The sequence below is a fragment of the Burkholderia sp. WP42 genome (assembly GCF_000745665.1).
In the GTDB taxonomy this organism is placed as follows: Bacteria; Pseudomonadota; Gammaproteobacteria; order Burkholderiales; family Burkholderiaceae; genus Burkholderia; species Burkholderia vietnamiensis.
On record NZ_KN050726.1, the window covers coordinates 34,208 to 55,711 of the forward strand.

Annotated in this window: 16 protein-coding genes; 8 read left to right on the plus strand and 8 right to left on the minus strand. The window is 65.9% G+C overall.

Annotated features, from left to right (window positions below; all coding sequences use genetic code 11):
• Positions 1–50: 50 nt before the first annotated feature.
• Positions 51–2,276, minus strand: a complete 2,226-nt coding sequence (locus EX20_RS28120; RefSeq protein ID WP_014723893.1) for an amylo-alpha-1,6-glucosidase — start codon at positions 2,274–2,276, stop codon at positions 51–53.
• A 139-nt stretch (positions 2,277–2,415) separates the two neighbouring features.
• Positions 2,416–3,450 carry a rod shape-determining protein gene (locus EX20_RS28125; protein ID WP_034195446.1) on the minus strand — a complete coding sequence of 345 codons (1,035 nt, stop codon included), beginning with the start codon at positions 3,448–3,450 and terminating at the stop codon, positions 2,416–2,418.
• Positions 3,451–3,721: 271 nt separating this feature from the next.
• On the opposite strand from EX20_RS28125, the gene EX20_RS28130 reads away from it, so the two are divergent.
• On the plus strand, positions 3,722–6,175 hold the full coding sequence (locus tag EX20_RS28130; protein WP_034195447.1) for a patatin-like phospholipase family protein: 2,454 nt from the start codon (positions 3,722–3,724) through the stop codon (positions 6,173–6,175).
• Between the two features lie 12 nt (positions 6,176–6,187).
• On the opposite strand, the gene EX20_RS28135 is transcribed toward EX20_RS28130, so the two are convergent.
• Positions 6,188–7,318 (minus strand): ATP-binding protein, encoded by a 1,131-nt coding sequence (locus tag EX20_RS28135; protein WP_034195448.1) that lies wholly within the window; start codon positions 7,316–7,318, stop codon positions 6,188–6,190.
• Positions 7,319–7,399: 81 nt separating this feature from the next.
• On the minus strand, positions 7,400–8,110 hold the full coding sequence (locus EX20_RS28140; RefSeq protein WP_034195449.1) for a response regulator: 711 nt from the start codon (positions 8,108–8,110) through the stop codon (positions 7,400–7,402).
• A gap of 220 nt (positions 8,111–8,330) precedes the next feature.
• On the opposite strand from EX20_RS28140, the gene EX20_RS28145 reads away from it, so the two are divergent.
• Entirely contained in the window at positions 8,331–9,245 is a 915-nt protein-coding gene (locus EX20_RS28145) for a glutaminase (RefSeq protein ID WP_011880674.1), read from the plus strand.
• A 422-nt stretch (positions 9,246–9,667) separates the two neighbouring features.
• Here EX20_RS28145 and EX20_RS32340 read toward each other — a convergent pair whose 3' ends face one another.
• The 3 genes from EX20_RS32340 to EX20_RS28155 form a co-directional block, all read right to left on the minus strand.
• Positions 9,668–9,871 (minus strand): hypothetical protein, encoded by a 204-nt coding sequence (locus tag EX20_RS32340; protein ID WP_126220594.1) that lies wholly within the window; start codon positions 9,869–9,871, stop codon positions 9,668–9,670.
• Positions 9,872–10,495: 624 nt separating this feature from the next.
• The gene (locus EX20_RS28150) at positions 10,496–11,116 is read right to left on the minus strand and encodes a LysE family translocator (RefSeq protein WP_034195450.1); all 621 of its coding nucleotides are present in this window, start codon (positions 11,114–11,116) and stop codon (positions 10,496–10,498) included.
• Between the two features lie 150 nt (positions 11,117–11,266).
• Positions 11,267–13,159 (minus strand): SAM-dependent methyltransferase, encoded by a 1,893-nt coding sequence (locus EX20_RS28155; protein WP_034195451.1) that lies wholly within the window; start codon positions 13,157–13,159, stop codon positions 11,267–11,269.
• A 436-nt stretch (positions 13,160–13,595) separates the two neighbouring features.
• Between EX20_RS28155 and EX20_RS28160 the strand changes: the two genes are divergently transcribed.
• The 5 genes from EX20_RS28160 (at position 13,596) to EX20_RS28180 (ending at position 19,858) form a co-directional block, all read left to right on the plus strand.
• Entirely contained in the window at positions 13,596–14,831 is a 1,236-nt protein-coding gene (locus tag EX20_RS28160; protein WP_034195452.1) for an MFS transporter, read from the plus strand.
• Positions 14,832–14,856: 25 nt separating this feature from the next.
• Positions 14,857–15,819, plus strand: a complete 963-nt coding sequence (locus EX20_RS28165) for a LysR family transcriptional regulator (RefSeq protein ID WP_034195453.1) — start codon at positions 14,857–14,859, stop codon at positions 15,817–15,819.
• An 88-nt stretch (positions 15,820–15,907) separates the two neighbouring features.
• On the plus strand, positions 15,908–17,437 hold the full coding sequence (locus EX20_RS28170) for an amidase (RefSeq protein WP_014723900.1): 1,530 nt from the start codon (positions 15,908–15,910) through the stop codon (positions 17,435–17,437).
• Between the two features lie 8 nt (positions 17,438–17,445).
• Complete coding sequence (locus tag EX20_RS28175; RefSeq protein ID WP_034195454.1) at positions 17,446–18,807, plus strand: D-serine ammonia-lyase; 1,362 nt, start codon at positions 17,446–17,448, stop codon at positions 18,805–18,807.
• A 226-nt stretch (positions 18,808–19,033) separates the two neighbouring features.
• The gene (locus tag EX20_RS28180) at positions 19,034–19,858 is read left to right on the plus strand and encodes an alpha/beta fold hydrolase (protein ID WP_034195455.1); all 825 of its coding nucleotides are present in this window, start codon (positions 19,034–19,036) and stop codon (positions 19,856–19,858) included.
• Positions 19,859–20,106: 248 nt separating this feature from the next.
• On the opposite strand, the gene EX20_RS28185 is transcribed toward EX20_RS28180, so the two are convergent.
• Positions 20,107–20,490, minus strand: a complete 384-nt coding sequence (locus EX20_RS28185) for a hypothetical protein (RefSeq protein ID WP_014723903.1) — start codon at positions 20,488–20,490, stop codon at positions 20,107–20,109.
• A gap of 357 nt (positions 20,491–20,847) precedes the next feature.
• On the opposite strand from EX20_RS28185, the gene EX20_RS28190 reads away from it, so the two are divergent.
• A complete protein-coding gene (locus EX20_RS28190) occupies positions 20,848–21,483 on the plus strand; it encodes a cysteine hydrolase family protein (protein WP_034195456.1) in 636 nt (211 codons plus the stop codon).
• The last annotated feature ends 21 nt before the right edge of the window (positions 21,484–21,504 follow it).

The following is a 21,504-nucleotide window of genomic DNA, read 5'->3' on the forward strand; positions in this document are numbered from 1 at the left end:
GCGGCGCGCGTATGTGGCACGACCTGGCTCAACGACGCGCCGCCCGGCCGCTACAGCACCGCGACCACCTTCACGCGCCCGGACCGCTCGGCCGCCGCGACCACCTGCCCGTCGACGCGGCGGAACATCAGCGAGACCGTCTCGTCGCCGACGCGCAGTTCGTCGATGCGCAGCCAGTCCACCCCTTCCGGCAGCGCCGGGCGCTCGACGCGCACCTCGAGACGCGACGCGTCGACGCTCACGCCGAGGCACGCCTGCAGCATCATGAACGGCGCGCCCGCCGCCCACGCCTGCGGCAGACACGCGACCGGATAGGCCGTCGGCGGCTCGCCGCGCCGGCGCGGGAAGCCGCAGAACAGCTCGGGCAGCCGCATCTCGAAGCTGACCGCTGCTTCGAACAACGCACGCAGCAGGCTCACTGCGGCCGTCTTGTCGCCATAGCGCGCGAGCCCGCGTGCGATCAGCGCATTGTCGTGCGGCCACACAGAGCCGTTGTGATAGGCCATCGGATTGAAGCGCGGCTGCCCGGCCGCGAGCGTGCGGATGCCCCAGCCGGTCTGGAACAGCGTCGAGCCGAGCACGCCGGCCACCGCCGCCCCGCGTTCGGCATCGGGCAAGCCGAATGCGAGCAGATGGCCGGCGTTCGACGCCAGCACGCGACACAGCTCGCCGTGCCCGTCGAGCGCGATCCCGTAGAAGTCGCCGTCCGGCATCCAGAACAGCGCTTCGACCTGCTCGCGCAGCGTCTTCGCGCGCAACGCGTAGCGCGCCGCATCGGCCGCATGACCGCGCCGATGCGAACACGTCGCCATCGCGTCGAGCGCCGCGCACGCATACGCCTGCACTTCGACGAGCGCGATCGGCCCGTCCGGGAAGCGGCCGTCCGCGTGGAACACCGAGTCGTGGCTGTCCTTCCAGCCCTGGTTCGCGAGCCCGCGCTCCGACGTGCGCTGGTAATCGAGCAAGCCGTAGGGATTGCGGTCGCACTTGTCGATCACCCACTGCGCGGCGCGCTCGAGCGCGGGCCACAGCTCGTCGATCAGCGCATCGTCGCCGGTATGTTCGACGTAGGCGCCCGCGAGCACGATGAACAGCGGAGTCGTGTCGACGCCGCCGTAGTACAGCGCGAACGGCACCTCGCCGGTGGCCGCCATCTCGCTGCGGCGGAACTCGTGCATGATCTTGCCCGGCTCCGCGTCGCGAAACGCCGACGTCTCGCGCGCCTGATGCTCCGCGAGAAAGCGCAGCACGCCGCGCGCCAGCGACGGCTGCAGCCACAGCATCTGCAACGACGTGATGACCGCGTCGCGGCCGAACGGCGTCGAGAACCACGGAATGCCCGCATACGGGTACGGCCCGGTGTCGAGCTGCGTCGTGAGCAGGCCGAGATCCGCGAGCGAGCGGTCGAGCCACGCGTCGAACAACGGGTTGCCGGTGTTCACGCGCGCCATCGATTCGCGTCGCGAACGCATCTCGCGGTGCACGCCGACGAGCGCGGTGCGCAGCGCGACGCGCCCGCAGCCGGGGCCTTCGCCGTCGTGCGCGGGGCCGAGCGTCGCGTCGACGGTCAGATAGATCGACAGGCACGCCTGGGCGGCGATCGTCAGCGTGTAGTCGGCACGGTCGACCGACAGCGCGTCGGGCGCCGGCGAGAAATGCACGGTGACGTTGCGCTCGACGCCGTCGAGGCCGTCGTAGCGCAGCCGCACGGCGCCGTCGGCGACGCGCGGCGCGGCGACCGTGCCGCGCTTCGGGCGCTGCGTGCCGCGCACTTCGAACATGTCCTTGAAATCGGCCGCGAACGACAGCGACAGCGGCACCTCGGCCTCGCTCGCGCCGTAGTTGGTGAGCGTCAGCGCTTCGTACAGCACGTCGCCCGCGAGCACGCGCGTGCGTTCGATGTGGATCACGCCTTCGGGCGTCTCGTGGCCGCCGAGCGGCGGCAGCGGACGGTTCGTCAGATGCGCGGTGAACGACGCGTTGTCGGCGCTCGTCGCGCCCGACAGCAAGGACGGCGCGCGACCGCCGAAGGTCAGACGCCATGCGGACAGCACGCGCATGTCGTCGACGAACAGACCGTCGTCGCGGCCACCGATGTCGCCGAGCGCATCGCTGACGACGAACGCGTCACCGGACTTGAGGACGTACTGATTGTTGCGTGCGAGCGCCTGCGGGTCGGCTTCGGGCGCGATGAACGCGGGACCCGACGCCCGGGCGGGAGAAACCGGCGCGACTTGCGGCGCCTGCGTCGTGGTGGCTTCGGCGTGATTCGGCATCGATGCTCCTGTGTCGAAACGCAACGCGCGGCGCGCGTCGCGTGTTTCGCACAGGATAGGCCAGAACGATGGATGTGCGCAGCGCGTGTGTGGCAGAGGCGCTGCGTGGGCGCGAGTGGCTGGCGTGGCCCGCCCGGCGTCAGTCCACCGGGCACATCGCGAGCCGCCCCATCGCCTCGCCCGCGCCGCGCACGGCACAGGTCGCGGGCTCGTCGGCGACGCGGGCGACCAGCCCCGTCTCGTCGCGCAGCAGGCGTTCGAGATCCGCGAGCAGCGCGCCGCCGCCCGTCAGCACCACGCCGCGATGCGCGATGTCGGTCACCAGTTCGGCCGGCGCGTTTTCCAGCACCGATTTCACCGCGCCGATCACCTGCTTGAGCGGCGCGGCGAGCGCGTCGGCCACGTCGTGATTGGACAGCTCGATCGAGCGCGGCAGCCCATCGCCGATGCCGCGTCCGATCGCGCGCGTCGACGTGCGCGGCACGGCGCTGGTGGCCGAGCCGATCGTCTGCTTGACGCGCTCGGCCGTCTGTTCGCCCAGCAGCACGCCGTACACGTTGCGCACGTAGTTGATGATCGCGGCGTCGAACTGGTTGCCGCCGACGCGGATCGCCTCGCGATACACGATGCCGCCGAGCGCGATCACCGCGACTTCGGTCGTCCCGGCGCCGATGTCGACGACCATCGAGCCGACCGGCTCGGTGACCGGCAGGCCCGCGCCGAGCCCGGCCGCGAGCGCTTCCTCGATCAGCGCCACGTCCGATACGCCGGCCGCGAACGCGGCTTCGCGCACCGCGCGACGCTCGACCGCCGTGGCGTCCGACGGCACGCATAGCGTGACCTCGACGCGCCGGCGAAAGCGCGAACGCGTGTGCGACATGTCGATGAAGCGGCGGATCATCTGTTCGGCGGCGTGCGCATCGGCGATCACGCCGTGCCGCATCGGCCGCACGGCCTGCAGATGCCCCGGTTCGCGCCCGAGCAGCGCCTTCGCCCGCTCGCCGACCGCTTCGAGGGTCGGACGCGCATCGGACATGCCGGCCTTGCGGAAGCAGACGACCGACGGCTGGTTCAGGACCACGCCGCGCTCGTGCGTATAAATCCGCGTACTCGCCGTTCCAGGGTCGATCGCAACGGGTTGCGCAAACAACTTTCCGAACAGCGGTGTCGACATATCAACCCTTTTCATGAACAAACCGGCCTGAACGGCCGGCCCGCATCGATGCGGCACGCATTTGCGGTCCCATCACGGACTTAGCGGCAAATCGTTCCGATACTTTAGGCAATTCTAATGATTTTTTTGCGACGAAATGACCGAAAACCCGGGCCGGCCGCCGCACGACTACGCGCCGAGCGCTCGCGCTGCGCTTGTAAAACACGGTAATCTCTCGGTCTTGCCTGCCCCCGGCAGGCTTCCGACGCCCGATCACGCCAGGTATTCCAACATGACAGCGCCTGCCTCCCTTCGCTGGCTCGCGGCGCGCCGGCTCGGCGCAACGCTCGTTGCGCTCTGGTGCTGCGCCGCCGCCGCGCAGCCCGTGCCGGCCGCCGACCCCGCAACGCGCGCCGCCCAGGCAGGCGCCGGCGCGGCCGGCGCCGCTTCGGCCGCGGCCGTGGCATCCGCGACGATAGCGCCTGCAGCCGTGGCCGCCGCCGCGGCACCCGCCCCCACACCGAGCTGCACCGCCGACGGCGGTCCGGCCGGCCGCCCACCGGTCGGCCTCGTGCTGTCGGGCGGCGGCGCGCGCGGCTACGCGCACCTCGGCGTGCTGAAGGTGCTGGAAGACAACCGTATCCCGATCGACTGCATCGCGGCCACCAGCATGGGCGCCGTGGTCGGCGGCCTGTATGCGAGCGGGATGGCCGCCGATGAAATGCGCAAGCGCCTGTCCGAAGTGAACCTGACCGACATCGCGTTCGACGTGACCGACCGCGCCGACCTGCCGCAAAGCAGCCGCGAGGACGAGCGCCTGTACATCAACAGCCTGACGCTCGGGTTCGGCAAGAAAGGCGTGAAGGCGCCGGTCGGCCTCGTGCAGGGCAACCGGCTGCAGGCGCTGCTCGCCGACTGGACCGCCGCCGTGCCGACCAACCAGCCGTTCGACCGGTTGCCGATCCCGTACCGCGCGGTCGCGACCGATCTGCAGACGGGCCAGATGGTCGTGCTGGACCGCGGCTCGCTGCCGCTCGCGATCCGCGCGAGCATGGCGATGCCCGGCCTGTTCGCGCCGGCCGAGATCAACGGGCGCGCGCTGGTCGACGGCGGGCTCGTCAGCAACCTGCCGGTCGACACCGCGCGGCAGATGGGCGCGAAGGTCGTGATCGCCGTCGACATCGGCTCGCAGCTGCGCCCGCTCGACGCGCTCGCGTCGCCGGCCGACGTGATGCAGCAGATGGTCGGCATCCTGATTCGCCAGAACGTGACGTCGCAGCGCAAGCAGCTCGCCGCGCAGGACGTGCTGCTCACGCCTGACCTCGGCTCGCTGGCGTTCACCGACTTTCAGAACGCGAAGCAGGCGATCGCCGCGGGCGCGGCTGCAGCGACGGCCGCGCTGCCGCGCCTCAGGCACCTCGCGCTCACGCCCGAGCAGTACGCGGCGTACCGGTCCGCGCATGCGCAGCCGCTGCCGCCGCCGATCCGCATCACGCGCATCGAGATCAAGACGACCGGCGGCGTGCCGAAACGCGTCGTCAGCGATGCGCTGCACGTGAAGCCGGGCGACATCTACGATCCGGCGACCGTCAGCCAGGACCTGCTGCGGCTCACGACCGACGGCAATTTCGAAAGCGTGACGCAGCAGATCGTGAGCCACGGCGACGACAACGTGCTCGAGATCGATGCGCGCGAGAAATACTGGGGGCCGAATTTCCTGCTGTTCGGCGTCGGGATGTCGAGCAGCTCGACCGACGAAGGCGGCTTCCGCCTGCACGTCGGCTACCGGCGGCCGTGGCTCACCGAATCGGGCCTCGAATTCCGTGCGGATGCGACGATCGGCAGCGACCTGCAGTCCGCGCGCGTTGAGCTGCGCCAACCGTTGCCGGCCGCCTATGGCTTCTACATCTCGCCGTACGCGGAATATCAGCGCCGCTACGTGAACGTGTACGACAACACCGGCGAGGTCAAGCTGAACCAGTATCTGATGCAGACGGCGCGCGCCGGGCTCGACTTCGGGCTGCCGATCGCGCGGCTCGGCGACTTCCGGATGGGCATCGGCTACGCGACCGGGCACGGCTCGCCGAACTACAACCTGCCGCTCCCGTTCGAGGAGAACGGCTCGACGCTGATGTGGCCGAGCTTCACGTCGCAGGCGCTGACGGCGCGCGCGCGCCTCGTCATCGATCAGCTCGACGACCCGATGTTCCCGCGCCGCGGCTACTACACCGAGTTGCGCATCGAACGCTCGCTGTGGTCGCACAACAGCCAGTCGGCGGAGGATCTCGCAGATACGTCGAACAAGCCTTACACCGAGCTCTACGGCAAGGCGATGATCGCGCAGCAGTACGGCCGGCACAGCGTCAGCGCCACGCTCGAGGGCGGCAAGAGCATCGGCGGCACCAACCTGATCAACGCGTTCAACTTCACGCTCGGCGGCTTCCAGCATCTGGCCGCGTATGCGGCCGACCAGCTCACCGGCAACGAACTCGCGTACGGCAACGTGACGTACATGAATCAGTTGATGACGTTCAACGCGTCGCCCATCAAGGCGCTGTCGGTGGGCGCGAGCGCCGAACTCGGCAACGTGTGGACCAGCGGCGTGAAAGTGGGCGGCAGCACGCTCAAGCAGAGCTATACGTTCTTCACGAGCCTGACGACCGCGTTCGGGCCGCTGTACATGGGCGTCGCGCTCGCGCCGGGCGGGCGGCGCAACATCTACCTGCAGCTCGGCCGCACGTATTGAAGGCGAAGGCGCTCAGATCGGCCAGCTGATCTCGAACCGCGCGCCGCCGAGCACGACCGGATCGACGACGGCGATCCGGCCGTTGTGCGCGTGCAGCACCTGGCGCGTGATCGCGAGCCCGAGCCCGTAGCCGCCGGTGCGGCGGTCGAGGCGCACGAACGCGTCGAAGATCCGTTCGCGTTCGTTCTCCGGCACGCCGGGGCCGTCGTCCTCGACGAAGATCGCGATGTTGCCGTGCTCGAGCGCGATGCCGACGACGATCCGCGCGTTCGCGTACTTGCTCGCGTTGCGCAGCAGGTTGCGCATCGCATACGACATCAGCCGCCGGTCCATCTTCACGCGCAGATCGGACGCGATCGCGATGCGCGACTCGATCGCGCGCTCCGGATACAGCAGCTGCGCGTCGCTGATCTGATGCTCGAACCACGCGACGGGCGCGGTCAGCTCGAGGTTCGACTGCAGCGAGCTGTATTCGAGCCGTGCATAGGTGAGGCTCATGTCGATCAGCTCTTCGAGTTCGGTCACGTCCTGCGCGATGCTGTCGAGCGCGCCGTAGTATTCGGCGGCGGAGCCCGGCTCGCGCAGCATCTCGAGCGCGAAGCGCACGCGCGCGAGCGGCGTGCGCAACTCGTGGGAGATGCCGTTCGTCAGGTCGCGCTGCGCGGCGATCAGCCGCTCCATGCGCATCGCCAGCGCATTCAGCGTGCGCGCGAGCGGGCCGATGATCACGCTGTGCGATTCGCGCGCGCGCGTGTTGAAGCGTCCGCCGGTGAAGTCGATCGCGCGCTCGCGCACCATCACGAGATCCGACCAGACCGGCCGCATCCAGCGGTAGGCGGCAAGCGCGGGCGCGGCGAGCATGAACGCGAGCACGATCCAGATGTCGCCCGGCAACGCGTCGAACGCATGCCATACGACCTGCGGCGACAGCACGACGCACAGCGCGAGCCCCGGCACGAGCGCGGTCAGCAGCACGAGGCCGAGCAGATGCAGGTAGGTGCGCACGTAGAGCCGCGACCAGCTCGGAATGCGGTCGGCGCGCGTGTCCGTCCATGCGCGGCGGAAATGCAGCCAGCGCCATTTGGCGTAGCGCAGCGGCGACAGCGGCGCTGCGTCGGGATGCGAGGGGTTGCGTCGGATCATCGCGGCTTCCGGCTATCGTGCGCTGCGCGGATGCGGCGGCCGACGGCGCAGCGGCGGCGGCGCAGCGGCGGCGGCGCGGCATCAGTCCCACGCATGCTTGCTGAACTGGTAACCCTTGCTGCGGATCGTCTTGATCCGCTGCGGGTTGCCCGCGTCGTCGTGCAGCTTGCGGCGCAGCTTCGAGATGCGGCCGTCGATCGTGCGATCGAGGCCGTCGAATTCGACGCCGCGCAGCTGCAGCATCAGGTCGTCGCGGCTGACGACTTCCCCGGCCCGGCACACCAGCACCCACAGCAGGTCGAACTCGGCCGACGTCAGGTCGGGCGAGCCGCCGCCCGGCAGCACGACCGAGCGGTCGGTGCGATCGATCGAGAACTGCCCGAACGTGTAGCGCTCCGGCTGCGCCGCCGCGCCTTCGATCGAGCGCGCCGGGACACGGCGCAGCTGCGCCTTGATGCGGGCGAGCAGGATGCGCGGCTCGACCGGCTTGTGCACGTAGTCGTCGGCGCCGAATTCGAGGCCGAGCAGTTCGTCGAACGGCTCGTCGCGCGCCGTCACCATGATGATCACGCCGTCGTACTGCTTGCGCGCTTCGCGGCAAATCTCGAAACCGTCCTTGCCCGGCAGGTTCACGTCGAGGATGACGAGATCGGGGCGCGTCGACAGGATCGCCGGCACGGCGGCGTCGCCGTGCAGCACCGTGTCGACTTCATAGTCGTTCTTGCGCAGGTAGCCGGCGATCAGCGTGGACAGGCAGGTGTCGTCTTCGACGAGCAGGATGCGAAAGGACATGGTCAACGGTCGGAACATACGGGAGGACCGTACCGGCACCGGCTTGCGCGGATACCGGCCGGCGGCCGAAACGTACCGCATGATACTGCGCCCGCCGGTCGCACGTTGAGGCATCTTGAAAATAAGGGCGCCATGGCGGTCGCGCTTGACGAATCGGCGGCAAAACTGTTCCATACGGGCTCCCCGGAATTCGGGCCGTGCGCCCGCCCTGCTCCACGTGATGAACTACCAGCCGATTCTCGAACGCATCCACACCGAACTCGCCCCCTGGATCGGCCAGGGCCGCGTGGCCGACTACATTCCCGAGCTGGCGAAAGTGCCGGCCGACAAGTTCGGGATGGCCGTCGTGACGCTCGACGGCAACGTTTACACGGTCGGCGACGCGCGGGAGCGCTTCTCGATCCAGAGCATCTCGAAGCTGTTCGCGTGCACGCTGGCGTTCCAGCTGCTCGGCGACGCGCTGTGGGAGCGGGTGGGCCGCGAGCCGTCGGGCACCGCGTTCAACTCGCTGGTGCAGCTCGAAAGCGAGCGCGGCAAGCCGCGCAATCCGTTCATCAACGCCGGCGCGCTGGTCGTCACCGACGTGCTGTGCCGCCGTTTCGTGAAGGCCGAGACGGCGCTCGTCGAATTCGTGCGGCGGCTGATCGGCGCGACCGACGTGGATTACGATTCGCGCGTCGCGCTTTCCGAGCTTCAGCACGCGGAGCGCAACCGTGCGATGGCGCATTTCATGGCGAGCTTCGGCAACATGCAGATGCCGCCGGACACGGTGATCGACGCGTACTGTCGCCAGTGCGCGATCGAGATGAACTGCATCGAACTCGCGCAGGCCGCGCTGTTTCTCGCGAACGGCGGCGTCGCGCCCGTCACCGGCGAGCGGATCGTCGATGCGAGCTCGGCCAAGCGGCTGTCGGCGCTGATGCTGACCTGCGGCACCTATGACGCGGCGGGGGATTTCGTCTATCGGGTCGGGCTGCCGGCGAAGAGCGGCGTGGGCGGCGGGATCGTCGCGGTGCTGCCGGGGGAAATGGCCGTTTGCGTGTGGGCGCCGGGGCTCGATGCGAATGGAAATTCGTTGGCGGGGACGCTGGCTCTCGAATGGCTGACCACGTATTCGGGGCGGTCGATTTTTTGAGGTGGCGGGGACAAGCTCGCCTCAGCGGGCGCGACGGCGGCAGGTGAATATCGGCGCGCACCGGTGCGCTTAATGGTGGATTCGACCATTGGCAGCGATTGAACCGTTTGAGTCGCTCAGTCAGCATCGGCGCCGTTCCCCAGCTTGGCCATTACGAAAGATTCACTTGCTGCGCTGCAGCCACCGACATTAGTAAGATCCGAATAGATGGATGGCGTGGTCTGGCAGTTCGTTGGGCGCGTAGCCCAAAGCTCGTAGGTTCAGATCCTGCCGCTATATAGTTCGGAGCCTTTCCGTTGATGCTGCACACCGTGGCGCGGTCGTCGCCGAAACCCTCCCCCCAATAGAAAAGAAACGACCCCCTCGTCAAGCAGCGGATCGTTTCCGAGCGTGCGTCATCGAAGGATTACGCAAGCTCTTTGTTAGTCGGCAATCCAACTCCACAGAGCGCCAACTGCTTTAGCCGCAACAATACCGGCGCCGACAGTGACTGCCGCTACGGCTACAACAGGTGCCTCGACTGGCAGGAGAGCAACTGCGGCCGCCCCCGCTGCCACTCCGGCAACCTGCTTTGCCGTCTTCTTCATATCCATATCATCGCTGTAATCGACTTGCGGAATGCTCAATTTTTTCTCCTTGCGTTATTGATCCACGAGTGCCTTTACTACTCAAATGGCCCCGACGTGATTAACGGCCTGCAGATCAAAAATCTTTAGAAAGTTGTGAGCATTTTCCCCGAGCACCGGCATCGACCGGGGCTTGGGCTCGGTGCAACAGACCTTACGTGGCTAGCCAGAGTGATTCAGCCTGACGGCGACGGCCGATAGACGATACCAAATGGGGTAAATGGCTGAAACGTGTCGAGCTTCAGCCATATGTCACAATCGAGCGAGCGTCGCTTCATGCCCGGCAACCGCCTGTGATACGCACAGACGTCCGTTTCCGCCGCCGAATCCGGTCGTCGAAGGCCGCGCGGCACTCACCCGGTTGATCGGCGCCCGGATGACATGGTCGGTTCATATTGCCGGAGTGCCGGCACGCTCGCGCTCGAATGGCTGACTATGTACTCGGGGCGGTCGATTTTTGAGCGGCGAGCCCGACCATCGCCCGCAATACCGTCACCACTACCCGAAGCATTTGTCTTCGATCAGGCTGGCAATCACGTAAAAACGGTCTCTCACGCAATTTGCGAGAGGCTCGTCGGCGACGAATTATGCAGTTGCCGGCATTCGCAATGCCCGATAACCGGGCTATCGATCCAGCGCGAGCTTCGCACCCAGACCGAGCAAGACAGTCCCCATCACGGCATCGATCGGCTTGCGTATGCGCGCGTAACCCACTTGCACGCGCTCGGTGGAAAACAGAATCGCCATCGCGCCGAACCACGTCAGCGAGACTGCCGTAACGATGGCCAGGGTCGCGCCGTGCACCCACAGCGGGGCATGCGCCGGCAGGACCGTGATGAAAAGGCTGCCGAAAAACGCCGCCGCTTTCGGGTTGGTAAGTCCGACCAACAGACCTCGTCGATATGCCTGCCCGTCGCTCTTGGCGGACTGCGCATCTACCTCGGTTTGCTGCATCGGTTTTCTCAACCCGGCGAGCGTCTTTCCGCCGAGATAGAGGAGATAAACCGCGCCGGCGATCCGAATGACTTCATACAGCCACGCGAGCTTTGCGAGGATGAGCCCAAGGCCGAAGATTGCGAGCGCCGCCCATAACGCATGTGAAGTCGAAATGCCGGCAGTGGCATAAAGACCGGCCCGTCGTTTGGCAAGTGCATGCGACGTGACGGCGATGAGGTCGGGACCGGGGCTGACGCAGGCCAGAAGCATTACGCCGCCGACGGCGACAAGTTGAGCAACGTAGGTCATATAAGCGCTATAGCCTTTGAGAAGACCATGACGGGCGGACTCACTCTAGCACGGCCAAAATGGGCTAAACCGGCTCAATAGCCGTCGCATTCAAATGCATGCTTCGTCTTGACGCTTATCGGTATCGAACTCCCCACGCACGAACCGTTCTCAAACCGTCGCAAGAACCAACCGCGTAGGCGTCACCCCGATGAGCAATCCGTCATCGCGGTTCGCCAGATAGCGCTGGTTCAATTCCTCCGGCGTCCACGCATTGATCTGGCCGAATCCCAACGCACTCAACTTCTCGGCAATGACGGCCGGCTCGAAAAAGGTTTTCCACGGCTCGCCGCGCTCGGCGAGCCCCGCCGTAAACTGCTCCATCGCGATACGCATGATCGTCGGCAAGCCCGAAAGCGGCGTCACGTACTCGAACAGCACGGCGCTGCCTTTCGCGCAACCGGCGATGAAGCGCAACGTGTCGATGACCGCCTCCTCGTCGAGATACATCGTCACGCCGAGCCAGCTGAAAACGGCCGGCGCATCGGCGTCGAAACCCGCCCGCGCCAATCCCTCCGCCAGCCCGACGCTTTCGAAGTCGACCGGCACGAAATGCAGCGACGACGGCACCGCGATGCCTGCCTCACGCAAGCGAGCCTGCTTCCACGCCTGCGTTGCCGGCAAATCGACCTCGAAGATTCGCCCGGGCATATCGGGATGCCGAAACGCGCTGGTATCGAGCCCCGCCCCGAGAATCACGTACTGACGAATGCCGCGTTCGACGGCCTCGCGCCACACGTCTTCGGCCAGCCGGCTGCGCACGATGACCGAGCTGCGCATGCCGACCGACGGCGGCTCGCGGAATCGGTCGAGATTGTCACGCAGCGCCTGTGCTTCGGCGGCGCCGAGGATCGGCAGCGCAACGGGATCGTCGAGCACCAGCGGCCGATCGAGCAGTTGATGTGCGGCGCGCTGCGTCGCGACCATCAACGCGCTCGGCTTCGGGCCGCCGTCGACTGGCGACATGTCGCGGCCGGCGAGATGCGCGGCGTTCAGATACGCGAGCAGCGAATCGTCGAGGCCCACGCCCAGTTGCAGATCGGGCTCGCGCATCAACGCATCGCGCACACGTGCCTCCAGCACCGCGTCGTCTCCGCAAAAGCTGTCGCGGAACAGTTGCTGCCAGCGCCCGACGATCGCCTGCACCGGCGCGGCGCCGGGGTCGACACCGGCTGCCATGTTCGCCCTCAGCTCGACCACCAGCGCCGGCCATGCGCGATGCTTCGCGCTCGCGAACTGACGACGGCGCACCTCGTCGGCCTGCGCCGGACTGAGATACTTCGCGAGCAGCGCGCAGCGCGCGTGCATGAAGGCTTCGTCGATCCATTCCAGCATCTCGACGGTAATGCCCACGATTTGCCGCGCACGCGGCTCGCGCAGCTGCATCAGCATCAGCTTGGTCGCGAGGTCCGGGTCATTGCGCGTCATCCGGACCACGAGCCGGATCCAGCGCCACGCCAAAGCCTGCGCCGCATCGCTCGCGGTGGGCAACGCGTTCTGCATGGCAACGCGGACCTCCTCTATCAGCGCGGCCCATGCCGGATCCGACGGCGCCGCCGTCTCGGGCCCGGATGCCAGCAACGCATCGAGTTCTTCGTCATCGAGATGCTTTTGGTACATGTTCATCAGCTCCAGAGCGTTCATCCAATCGGCGGCGGCGATCTCGCTGCCGGCGCAAACCATGTCGACGATGTATTGCAAGCGACGGCCAAGGCGCTGCGCGCGCAGCGCCTGCGCATTCAGCTCGGCGATCTGTCGTTGCAGCAGTTCCAGCGGAACGCGAGCCGGGTCGCCCTCGAGGCTCGCCTTGATGTCCGGCAGCGAATACCCGAAACGTTTCAGCGCCTCGATGCGATGCAGCCGGATCAGGTCATCCTGCCCATACAGGCGCGCGCCGCCTTCGGTACGCTGCGACGGCGACAGCAGCCCGATCGCGTCGTAGTGGTGAAGCGTACGGACAGTCAATCCCGCCTTGTTCGCGAGTTCGCCGATTTTCAGTCGCATTGCTTTCTCGATCGTCGAGGGTCAACGTTAAAAGCTGACGTAGCGTCAGGTGCAAGGGGAATCGACGGGTTGGGGGCATCGCTCCGGCCCCCAGCGGTCCCTCGTTGCGCAGCGTGCATCGTGCCATGACAGACGGCGCCGGATCGCGCCGATGCGCGAGCTTGGCGAAAAGGTGACGAAACGCAGCCCAATATACAGACTGTCGCACCGCAAGCACGGCGAAGCACGCGCGTATCTAGGGACCGGTCACGGCGGGCAGTAATTCACTCCGCCCCGTCGCCGCGCTTCTCGGATGAGTTTTCGCGAACGGAGACATCGGAATATGTCACTTGTCGGCACATTTGCGGCTGCTTACGATCGATTCGACTAGTCAAGGCGGGCGCGCTCGGCATGGCCGACGCGAGCCCGGTCTCTTCTCTATCGACAGGTGCCCGGCATGATCGATCCGAACAAGAGCAGACGCGCCAGCTTCGCGGTATTCGCGCTGCTCTATCTAGGCTATTGCATTTCATACATCGACCGCTCGGCGATCGCGCTCTCGCTCGTTGCCATCGGCAAGGAGTTTCATGTCGGCTCGGCCGCGCTCGGCGTCGTCATGAGCACGTTCTATATCAGCTATGCCGCCATGCAGATTCCCGGCGGCTGGATCGCCGACCGCTGGGGCAGCAAGAAGGTCATCGTCGTCTCGGTGGCATTCTGGTCGCTGTTCACGCTGATGACCGGCCTCGCGTGGTCGCTCGCCTCGTTGATCGCGATCCGTTTCATCTTCGGTCTGGGCGAAGGCGGTTATCCCGGCGCGGCCGTCAAGGGCGTCACCGAATCGGTGGCGCGAGCGGATCGTCCGAAGATGTCCGCGCTGCTGATGTCGTCGAACTACGTCGGCAGTTTCATCGCGCCGCTCGCGATCGCACCGCTGATTCTGCTGCTCGGCTGGCGCCATGCATTTTTCGTTGCGGGCTGCGCCGGCCTCGTGTTCGCGCTGTTTTATCTGTTCGCCGTGAAGGATACGCATCAGAAGCGCGATTCAAATGGCCGCGCCGCGCGCATCGACGGCGACGCGACGCGCGCGCTGCTCAAGATGCCGCTGATGTGGAAGATCCTGTTGACGTGGTTCGGCATGGGCATCGTCAACAAGGGGCTCGACGCATGGATGCCCGCGTATCTGCTGACCGAGCGCCACCTCGATCTGAAGGCCGTCGGCATGCTGACACCGTTGCCGTTCGTCGCGGCGAGCATCTCGACCGCACTCGGCGGCTGGATTCTCACGCGCTGGTTCGATGGTCGCGAGAAGTGGCTGATGGCCGCGTGCTGCGCGATCTCGGGGTTCTTCCTCTACCAGATGTACACGGCGCAAACGGTGACGGGCGTGATCGCGTACCAGTCGATCGTCTACTTCTTCAAATCGTTCGTGTTCGCAGGCGTGTTCGCGTTGCCGGCCAAATTCCTGCCGACCAATCTCATCGGCACAGGCGCGGGAATGGTCAACTTCGGCGGGCAGGTGGCGGGGTTCGTTGCGCCTGCAATCATCGGCCTGCTGGTGTCGGCGACGGGCAACTACGACGCCGTGTTCGGCTTCCTGATTGTGGCAACGGCGTTTGCGCTCGTCACGAATCTGTCGATTCGTCTGGTGCCCGAAGCCACTCCGCATGTGGGCGCGACGAAAGAAGCCTGATCGCTCGACGGCGGCGACAGGCGCTATGATGAAGCATCACGTTTCATCACATCGATCCATCATGAGCGCCCGCATTCTTCAGGAAGCCGCCGTCCGCTACTTCCTCGAAGTGGTCAACACCGGCTCCGTTGCCGACGCCGCCAGTCGTTTGAACGTCGTGCCTTCCGCCGTGAGCAGGCAAATCGCGCGGCTCGAAAGCGAGCTCGGCACGCCGCTGTTCGTGCGGCGATCGCGCGGCATGGTGCCGAGCAAGGCAGGCGAAATGCTCGCCGCGTATGCGCGCCGTTCGCAGCTCGACGCGGAGCAGGTTTCTCTGGAAATCGACGCACTGCGCGGTGAAGCCGAACGCACGATCCGCATCGCCTGCACGGAAGGATTCGCGGCCACGTTCGTGCCGCGCGCGATGGCGGTGTTCCGCCGAACCGTCGCCCCGGCGTCGTTCGAGGTCGTGGTCGACACGGCCGCAGGCGTCACTCAGCGCGTGCGCGAAGCCGAATGCGATGTCGGTCTGACGTTCAGTTTCGGACCGGAAAAAGACATCCACACCGCGTTCTCCATGCCTTCGCCGATTTTCGCGATCGTCGCGGCGTCGCATCCGCTCGCGCAGGTGCCGCAGGTTTCGTTCCGTCAACTGCTCGCTTATCCGCTCGCGTTGCCGGGCGTGCATTCGACGCTGCACAAGCTGATCGATATCTATTGCAGCCGCGAAGGCGTCGCATGCAAGAGCGTGCTGAGCAGCGCAACGCTCGAAACGCTGCTCGGCTTCACCATCGCCAGCGACGCCGTCACGTTCAGCGGAGAACTGTTTGTGCGGCCGCGTCTGGCATCGGGCGAGTTGGTCGCGTTGCACGTGCCGGAACTCACGACGAGCGAACGCGCCATCGAAATCCAGACGCTCGCGCGGCGTGCGTTGCCGCCGCTTCTGGACGCGTTTATCGAGCACTTGAGCCGCGAGCTCGCACCTGCCGCACGCGTTGAGCAAAAGTGAATCCACGTTTCGATATTCATCACTGGTCGCTGCCTTTCTCGTCGTCTACATTGGCGCTCTGTTGCATGACCGTTTAAAGGACCGCCCGATGAGCGACCGCCACGAACTCACCCGCCATAGCGCCGTCGCGTTGCGCGCGCTGTTGCTGGCGCGGGAAATCTCCGCTGTTGAACTGCTCGATGCCTGCATCGCGCGCATCGAAACGCTCAATCCGTATGTCAACGCGATCACGGCGACGAGTTTCGAACGCGCACGCCGCGAAGCGCGCGCCGCCGACGCCGCGCTCGCACGCGGCAATGCCGTCGGTGTACTGCACGGCTTGCCTGTCGGCATCAAGGATCTCGAAGAAACCGAAGGCCTTCTGACCACCTACGGTTCGCCGTTGTACCGCGCAAACATTCCCGCACAGGACAACACGCTGGTGCGCCGGTTGCGCGCGGCAGGCGCGATCGTGGTCGGCAAGACCAACGTGCCCGAAATGGGCGCGGGTGCGAACAGCTTCAATCCGGTGTGGGGCGCGACGGGCAATCCATTCGATCCGCGTCTGAATGCGGGCGGTTCGTCGGGCGGCTCGGCAGCGGCGCTTGCGCTCGATATGGTGCCACTCGCGTCCGGTTCGGACACGGGCGGCTCGCTACGGATTCCAGCGGCCAAATGCGGCGTGGTCGGTTTGCGCACCTCGCCGGGGCTCGTGCCCAGCGATCGCAAGCCGCTCGGCTGGACGCCAATTGCCGTGGTGGGGCCGATGGGTCGCACCGTCGAGGACACGTGGCTCCAACTCGCCGCGACGGTCGGGCAATCCGGCAGCGATCCGCTCGGTTATCCGTGCGCGCTCGACGCGACGATGGAACGCCGCGCGCACACGGATCTCGCGACGCTGCGTGTGGGCTACACGGAAGATTTCGGTGTCTGCGCGGTCGATGACGATATCCGCGCCGTGTTTCGCCGCAGGATCGCGTTGCTGCGCGGCGAAGTGGCCGTCTGCGAGCCGATCGACGTCGATTTCTCGGGCGCGCATCAATGCTTCGACGTGCTGCGCGCGGAAGCCTTCGTCGCGGGTCTGCAAAAAGCCTACGAGACGAATCCCGATCTGCTCGGGCCGAATCCGCGCGCCAACTACGAAATGGGCATCAACCTCGGTCTTGCCGATTGCGTGCGCGCGCATGCCGACCAGACGCGGCTGTTCCGCCGCTTCCAGACGCTGTTCGATCGCTACGACGTGATCCTGTCGCCCACGACGCCTGTTTCGCCGTTCCGTTGGACGCAGCCGTATCTGAAATCGGTGAACGGCATCGCACTGGAAAACTACTATCGCTGGCTGTCGCTGACCTATGTCGTCACGCTGACGACGAATCCGGCCGTGTCGCTGCCGTGCGGCGTCGATCATCGCGGCATGCCGTTCGGCTTGCAGATGATCGGTGCATTTCGCGGCGATCTTGCGCTGCTCGACGCGGCACGCGCATTCGAAACGCTCTTCGAGTCGTCGGACGAAATGCGCCGCCCGATTCCCGATGTCGTGAAATTGCGCGCATCGGATGTCGATCTCCGTTCCATCGTCACGCATCCGCCGGTGCTGGACGCAGCGTCGTCCTCCCACGCTTGCGCTTCGGCAGTCTGATTTTGCCCATGACCGATTCCATCTACGGCAAGCCACTCGAATCCTGGCTTCGCGACTACCCGCTTCTGCGCCCATTGATGGCGCTCGAGCCGGTCGAGTGGTTCAACCCCGCCGTCGCGCCGCTGACCGAAGCGCTCGATGACATTGCGCTGGACGCCTCGCATATCGCCGATGCGAGCGCGCGCCTGCAACGCTTCGCGCCGCTGCTGGCCGACCTGTTCGCCGATGTGCGCGACACGGGCGGCATTATCGAATCGCCGCTCACCGACGTGCCTGCGTTCGCGCAGGCATTGAGCGAACGTTACGGCGTGGAAACGCCGCGGCGCCTGCTGCTCAAGCAGGACAGCCATCTGCCGATCTCCGGCTCGATCAAGGCGCGTGGCGGCATCTATGAAGTGCTCTTCTACGCCGAGCAGCTTGCGCTGCGCCACGGCTTGCTCAACGACGGCGACGATTACCGCGTCCTCGCCGGCGACGCATGTCGCGCGCTGTTTCGCGAGCACCGCATCGCGGTCGGGTCGACCGGCAATCTCGGCATGTCGATCGGCATCGCGAGCGCGACGCTCGGCTTTGCGGCGACCGTGCATATGTCCACCGATGCGCGCCAATGGAAGAAGGACCGCCTGCGCGCGCATGGCGTGACGGTCGTGGAGTATGCGGGCGATTACGGCGAAGCGATCGAGAACGGCCGGCGTCTTGCGGCTAACGATCCGATGTGCCACTTCGTCGACGACGAAAATTCGACGACGCTGTTCCTCGGCTATGCGGTCGCAGGTGAGCGCCTGAAGCGTCAGCTCGAAGCGTCGAACGTGCGTGTCGATGCGACGCATCCGCTCTTCGTGTATCTGCCTTGCGGCGTAGGCGGCGGCCCGGGCGGTGTCGCGTTCGGCTTGAAGCTCGCCTTCGGCGATGCGGTGCACTGTGTTTTCGCGGAGCCGACCCATTCGCCGTGCATGTTGATGGGCGTGCTGACCGGCTTGCACGAGCAGCTTGCGGTGCAGGATTTCGGTATCGACAACGTGACGGCCGCCGACGGCCTCGCGGTCGGACGCCCTTCCGGATTCGTCGGTCGTGCGATGCAACGGATGATCGATGGCTATTTCACCGTCGAGGATCGCGAGCTATATGCAATGCTCGCGCTGATGGCGCAGACGAGCGACATCCGGCTGGAGCCGTCGGCGCTGGCCGGCGCACCGGGTTTCGCGCGCGTGTCGACGGAGCGGCAAGGTTACCGTGCCCGCATGCAGCTGGACGACTCCGTCATGCGGGACGCGACGCATGTGATCTGGGCAACGGGCGGCGGTATGGTGCCGCAAGCTGAGATGAACGCATATCTGCAGGCCGGGCGGCAGGCACTGGCGGGGTCTTGATTGCGGCTTCGAGGCTATAACTGGATCGGGCGCCCGGCCGGTGGCCCCGTGCTGTTTTTTCAGCGCTTGCGCTAGCGTCGTTCAGAACATTTCAGATTGCTGCTCTGCTGCCCAACCTATCATTGCTGCACAGCAGCCGGAAGCGTCGCGCGACGCTCTTCATATCGATGCGCGGAAAGCCGGCCCATGAAGCGAAAGGCAATTCCCATCTGAAGGAGCGAGCAAAATGAGCCGGATTACGACGCCTGACGGTACTGAAATCTATTACAACGACTGGGGAACCGGGCAGCCGATCGTGCTGGTTGGCGGGTGGCTGGTCAGCGCCGACATGTGGGAATACCAGGCGCACTTCCTCGCCAGCAACGGCTTCCGCGTCATAGCGTATGATCGCCGGGGCTTTGGACGGTCGAGCCAGCCGTGGTCGGGCTACGACTACGACAGCCTCACGAGCGACCTGGACGAGTTGATTCAGCAGCTGGACCTCACCGACGCCATTTTGGTCGGCTACTCGATGGGCGGCGGAGAAGTTGCACGATACATCGGTACGCGCGGATCGAAGCGTATCGCCAAGGTCGTTCTTCTCAGCGCGACGACCCCGTTACTCATGGCAGGGGCCGATAACCCGGCGGGCGTTCCCCGCGACATTTTCGACGGATTGCGTGCCGGCGTACTCCATGATCGCGCCGATTTTCTGGTCAATTTCGGTCGCGCCTTTACAGGAGCCGATCATGACGCGTCGGTGGTCACGCAGGCGATGCTCGACTGGACATTCGATATGGCAATCACGGCGAGCATCAAGGCAACCCATGACTGCATTGCATCGTTTTCCGAAACCGATTTGCGTCCCGACCTGAAAAAATTCGATATCCCCACGCTGGTCATCCACGGCGGCGCCGACCCCGTTGTGCCAATCGACCTTTCGGGCAAGGTGTCTGCCGAGCTGATTCCCGGTGCAAGACTGATTGTCTATGAGGGCGCCTATCATGCGCTGTACTACACGCACAAGGATCGCCTCAATCAGGACATCTTGGACTTTGCCCGATCGTCGTAGGACTGCCGCCGCCGCTTCGACATGGCTCAGGCAAGGGCCGCAAGCCCTTGCCGAACGCGATCGCGATGCATCCAGCCCACCATACGGATGCCGACGCGGAAAACGGGCTGCGGAAAGCGGTTGGTCGCGCAACCGGAACCGCCGGCGGTGCGATCGTGCGGGACCTTCGTACCATTGCGGCGATCGAAGCATTCCCGTGCAACGTACACCTCCGGCGTCAGACCTCAAAACCAACCACCGAACCGCGCTCACAAATCTCCCCGCACCTCCCCCGTTCCCAGCGCGCTGCGCCGCCGGTTGACTTCGGCCCAAAGCTCGTCGCTGTCGTCGTTGCGCAATACGACGATCCAGTCGAGCTGCTCGTCGGTCACGTCGAAGTATTCGCAAATCTCCCGGCGTACCGCATCGACGAACTGCGCGTATTCGGGCGTCGCCTGCGCCCGCGCATGCAACGCGTCGTATTCGGCATCGTCGACGCCGCCGCCGTGGTCGTCGATATAGCGCGAGATCCACTGATCCAGCTCGCGGTCGTAATCGGCCTCGGCGCGCATCGCCTGCACAGCCGTATAGAAATCCAGTTCGGCAAACGCGGCGATCGCCGCCGTTGTCGCCTCGTCGAAGGTAGTCGTCATGCCATCTCTCGTGTTGATCGTCGCGCATCATCGCACGGGGCGCACGCCTGGGGACGCGCGCGCTCCGGTATGCCGCCCATCGCGGCCGCCTGCGCGACAAAACGCATATTTTGCCGCACTCCACGAACCTGAGCGCCGACACGAACGCCGCTCGCGAATAGCCGATAATGGCCGCAGCCGCTGGCAGAAGGCAACGCGGCGCACGCCCGCATGGTCGGCACGTGTACCACCCCACCGGCTTACATTGCCCGACCTGAAACACGCGCGCGCCCGAACCGTTGCCGCCGTATCCGCCCCAGCCGATTGTTTGAACCCACCGAAGTGACCATCGAAGTGACCCACGGGAGAGCATCAGCCATGCAACCGGAACACGCTTCAGATCACGCCACGAACGACCCGACAGGCCCGGATGCACGCGCACACGCGCCGCTTCCGCCGCTCGTGCCCGCGCAAACCGCACTGATCGTCATGCACTACCAGACCGACATTCTCGGGCTGTTTCCGTCGGCGGCGCCCACGCTGCTCGCGAACACACGCCGGCTCTGCGACGCGGCGCGCGCGGGCGGCGTGCACGTCTGCTTCGCGAATCTCCACTTCAGTCAAGGCTACCCCGAAGTCAGCCCGCGCAACAAGAACGGCCAAGGGATCAAGCAGCTCGGCCGGTTCGTCGACGACGGCCCATGCCCCGAACTCGGCCGGCTCGACGGCGAGCCGCTGATCGCCGCACATCGCGCGAGCGTGTTCTTCGGCACCGATCTGCAGGCACGGCTCGCCGCGCGAAGCATCGACACGCTGATCCTGGTCGGGATCGCGTCGACCGGCGTCGTGCTGTCGTCGGTTGCGCACGCAAGCGATGCGGATTTCCGTCTGTACACGGTGAAGGACTGCTGTTACGACCCGGACCCGATCGTGCACGAGCATCTGTTCGCGACCGCGTTCGAGACGCGCACGACGGTGTTGTCGCTCGAACAGGCGCTGCGCCTGCTCACGTGAATGCGCAGCGCGCCGGCCGCG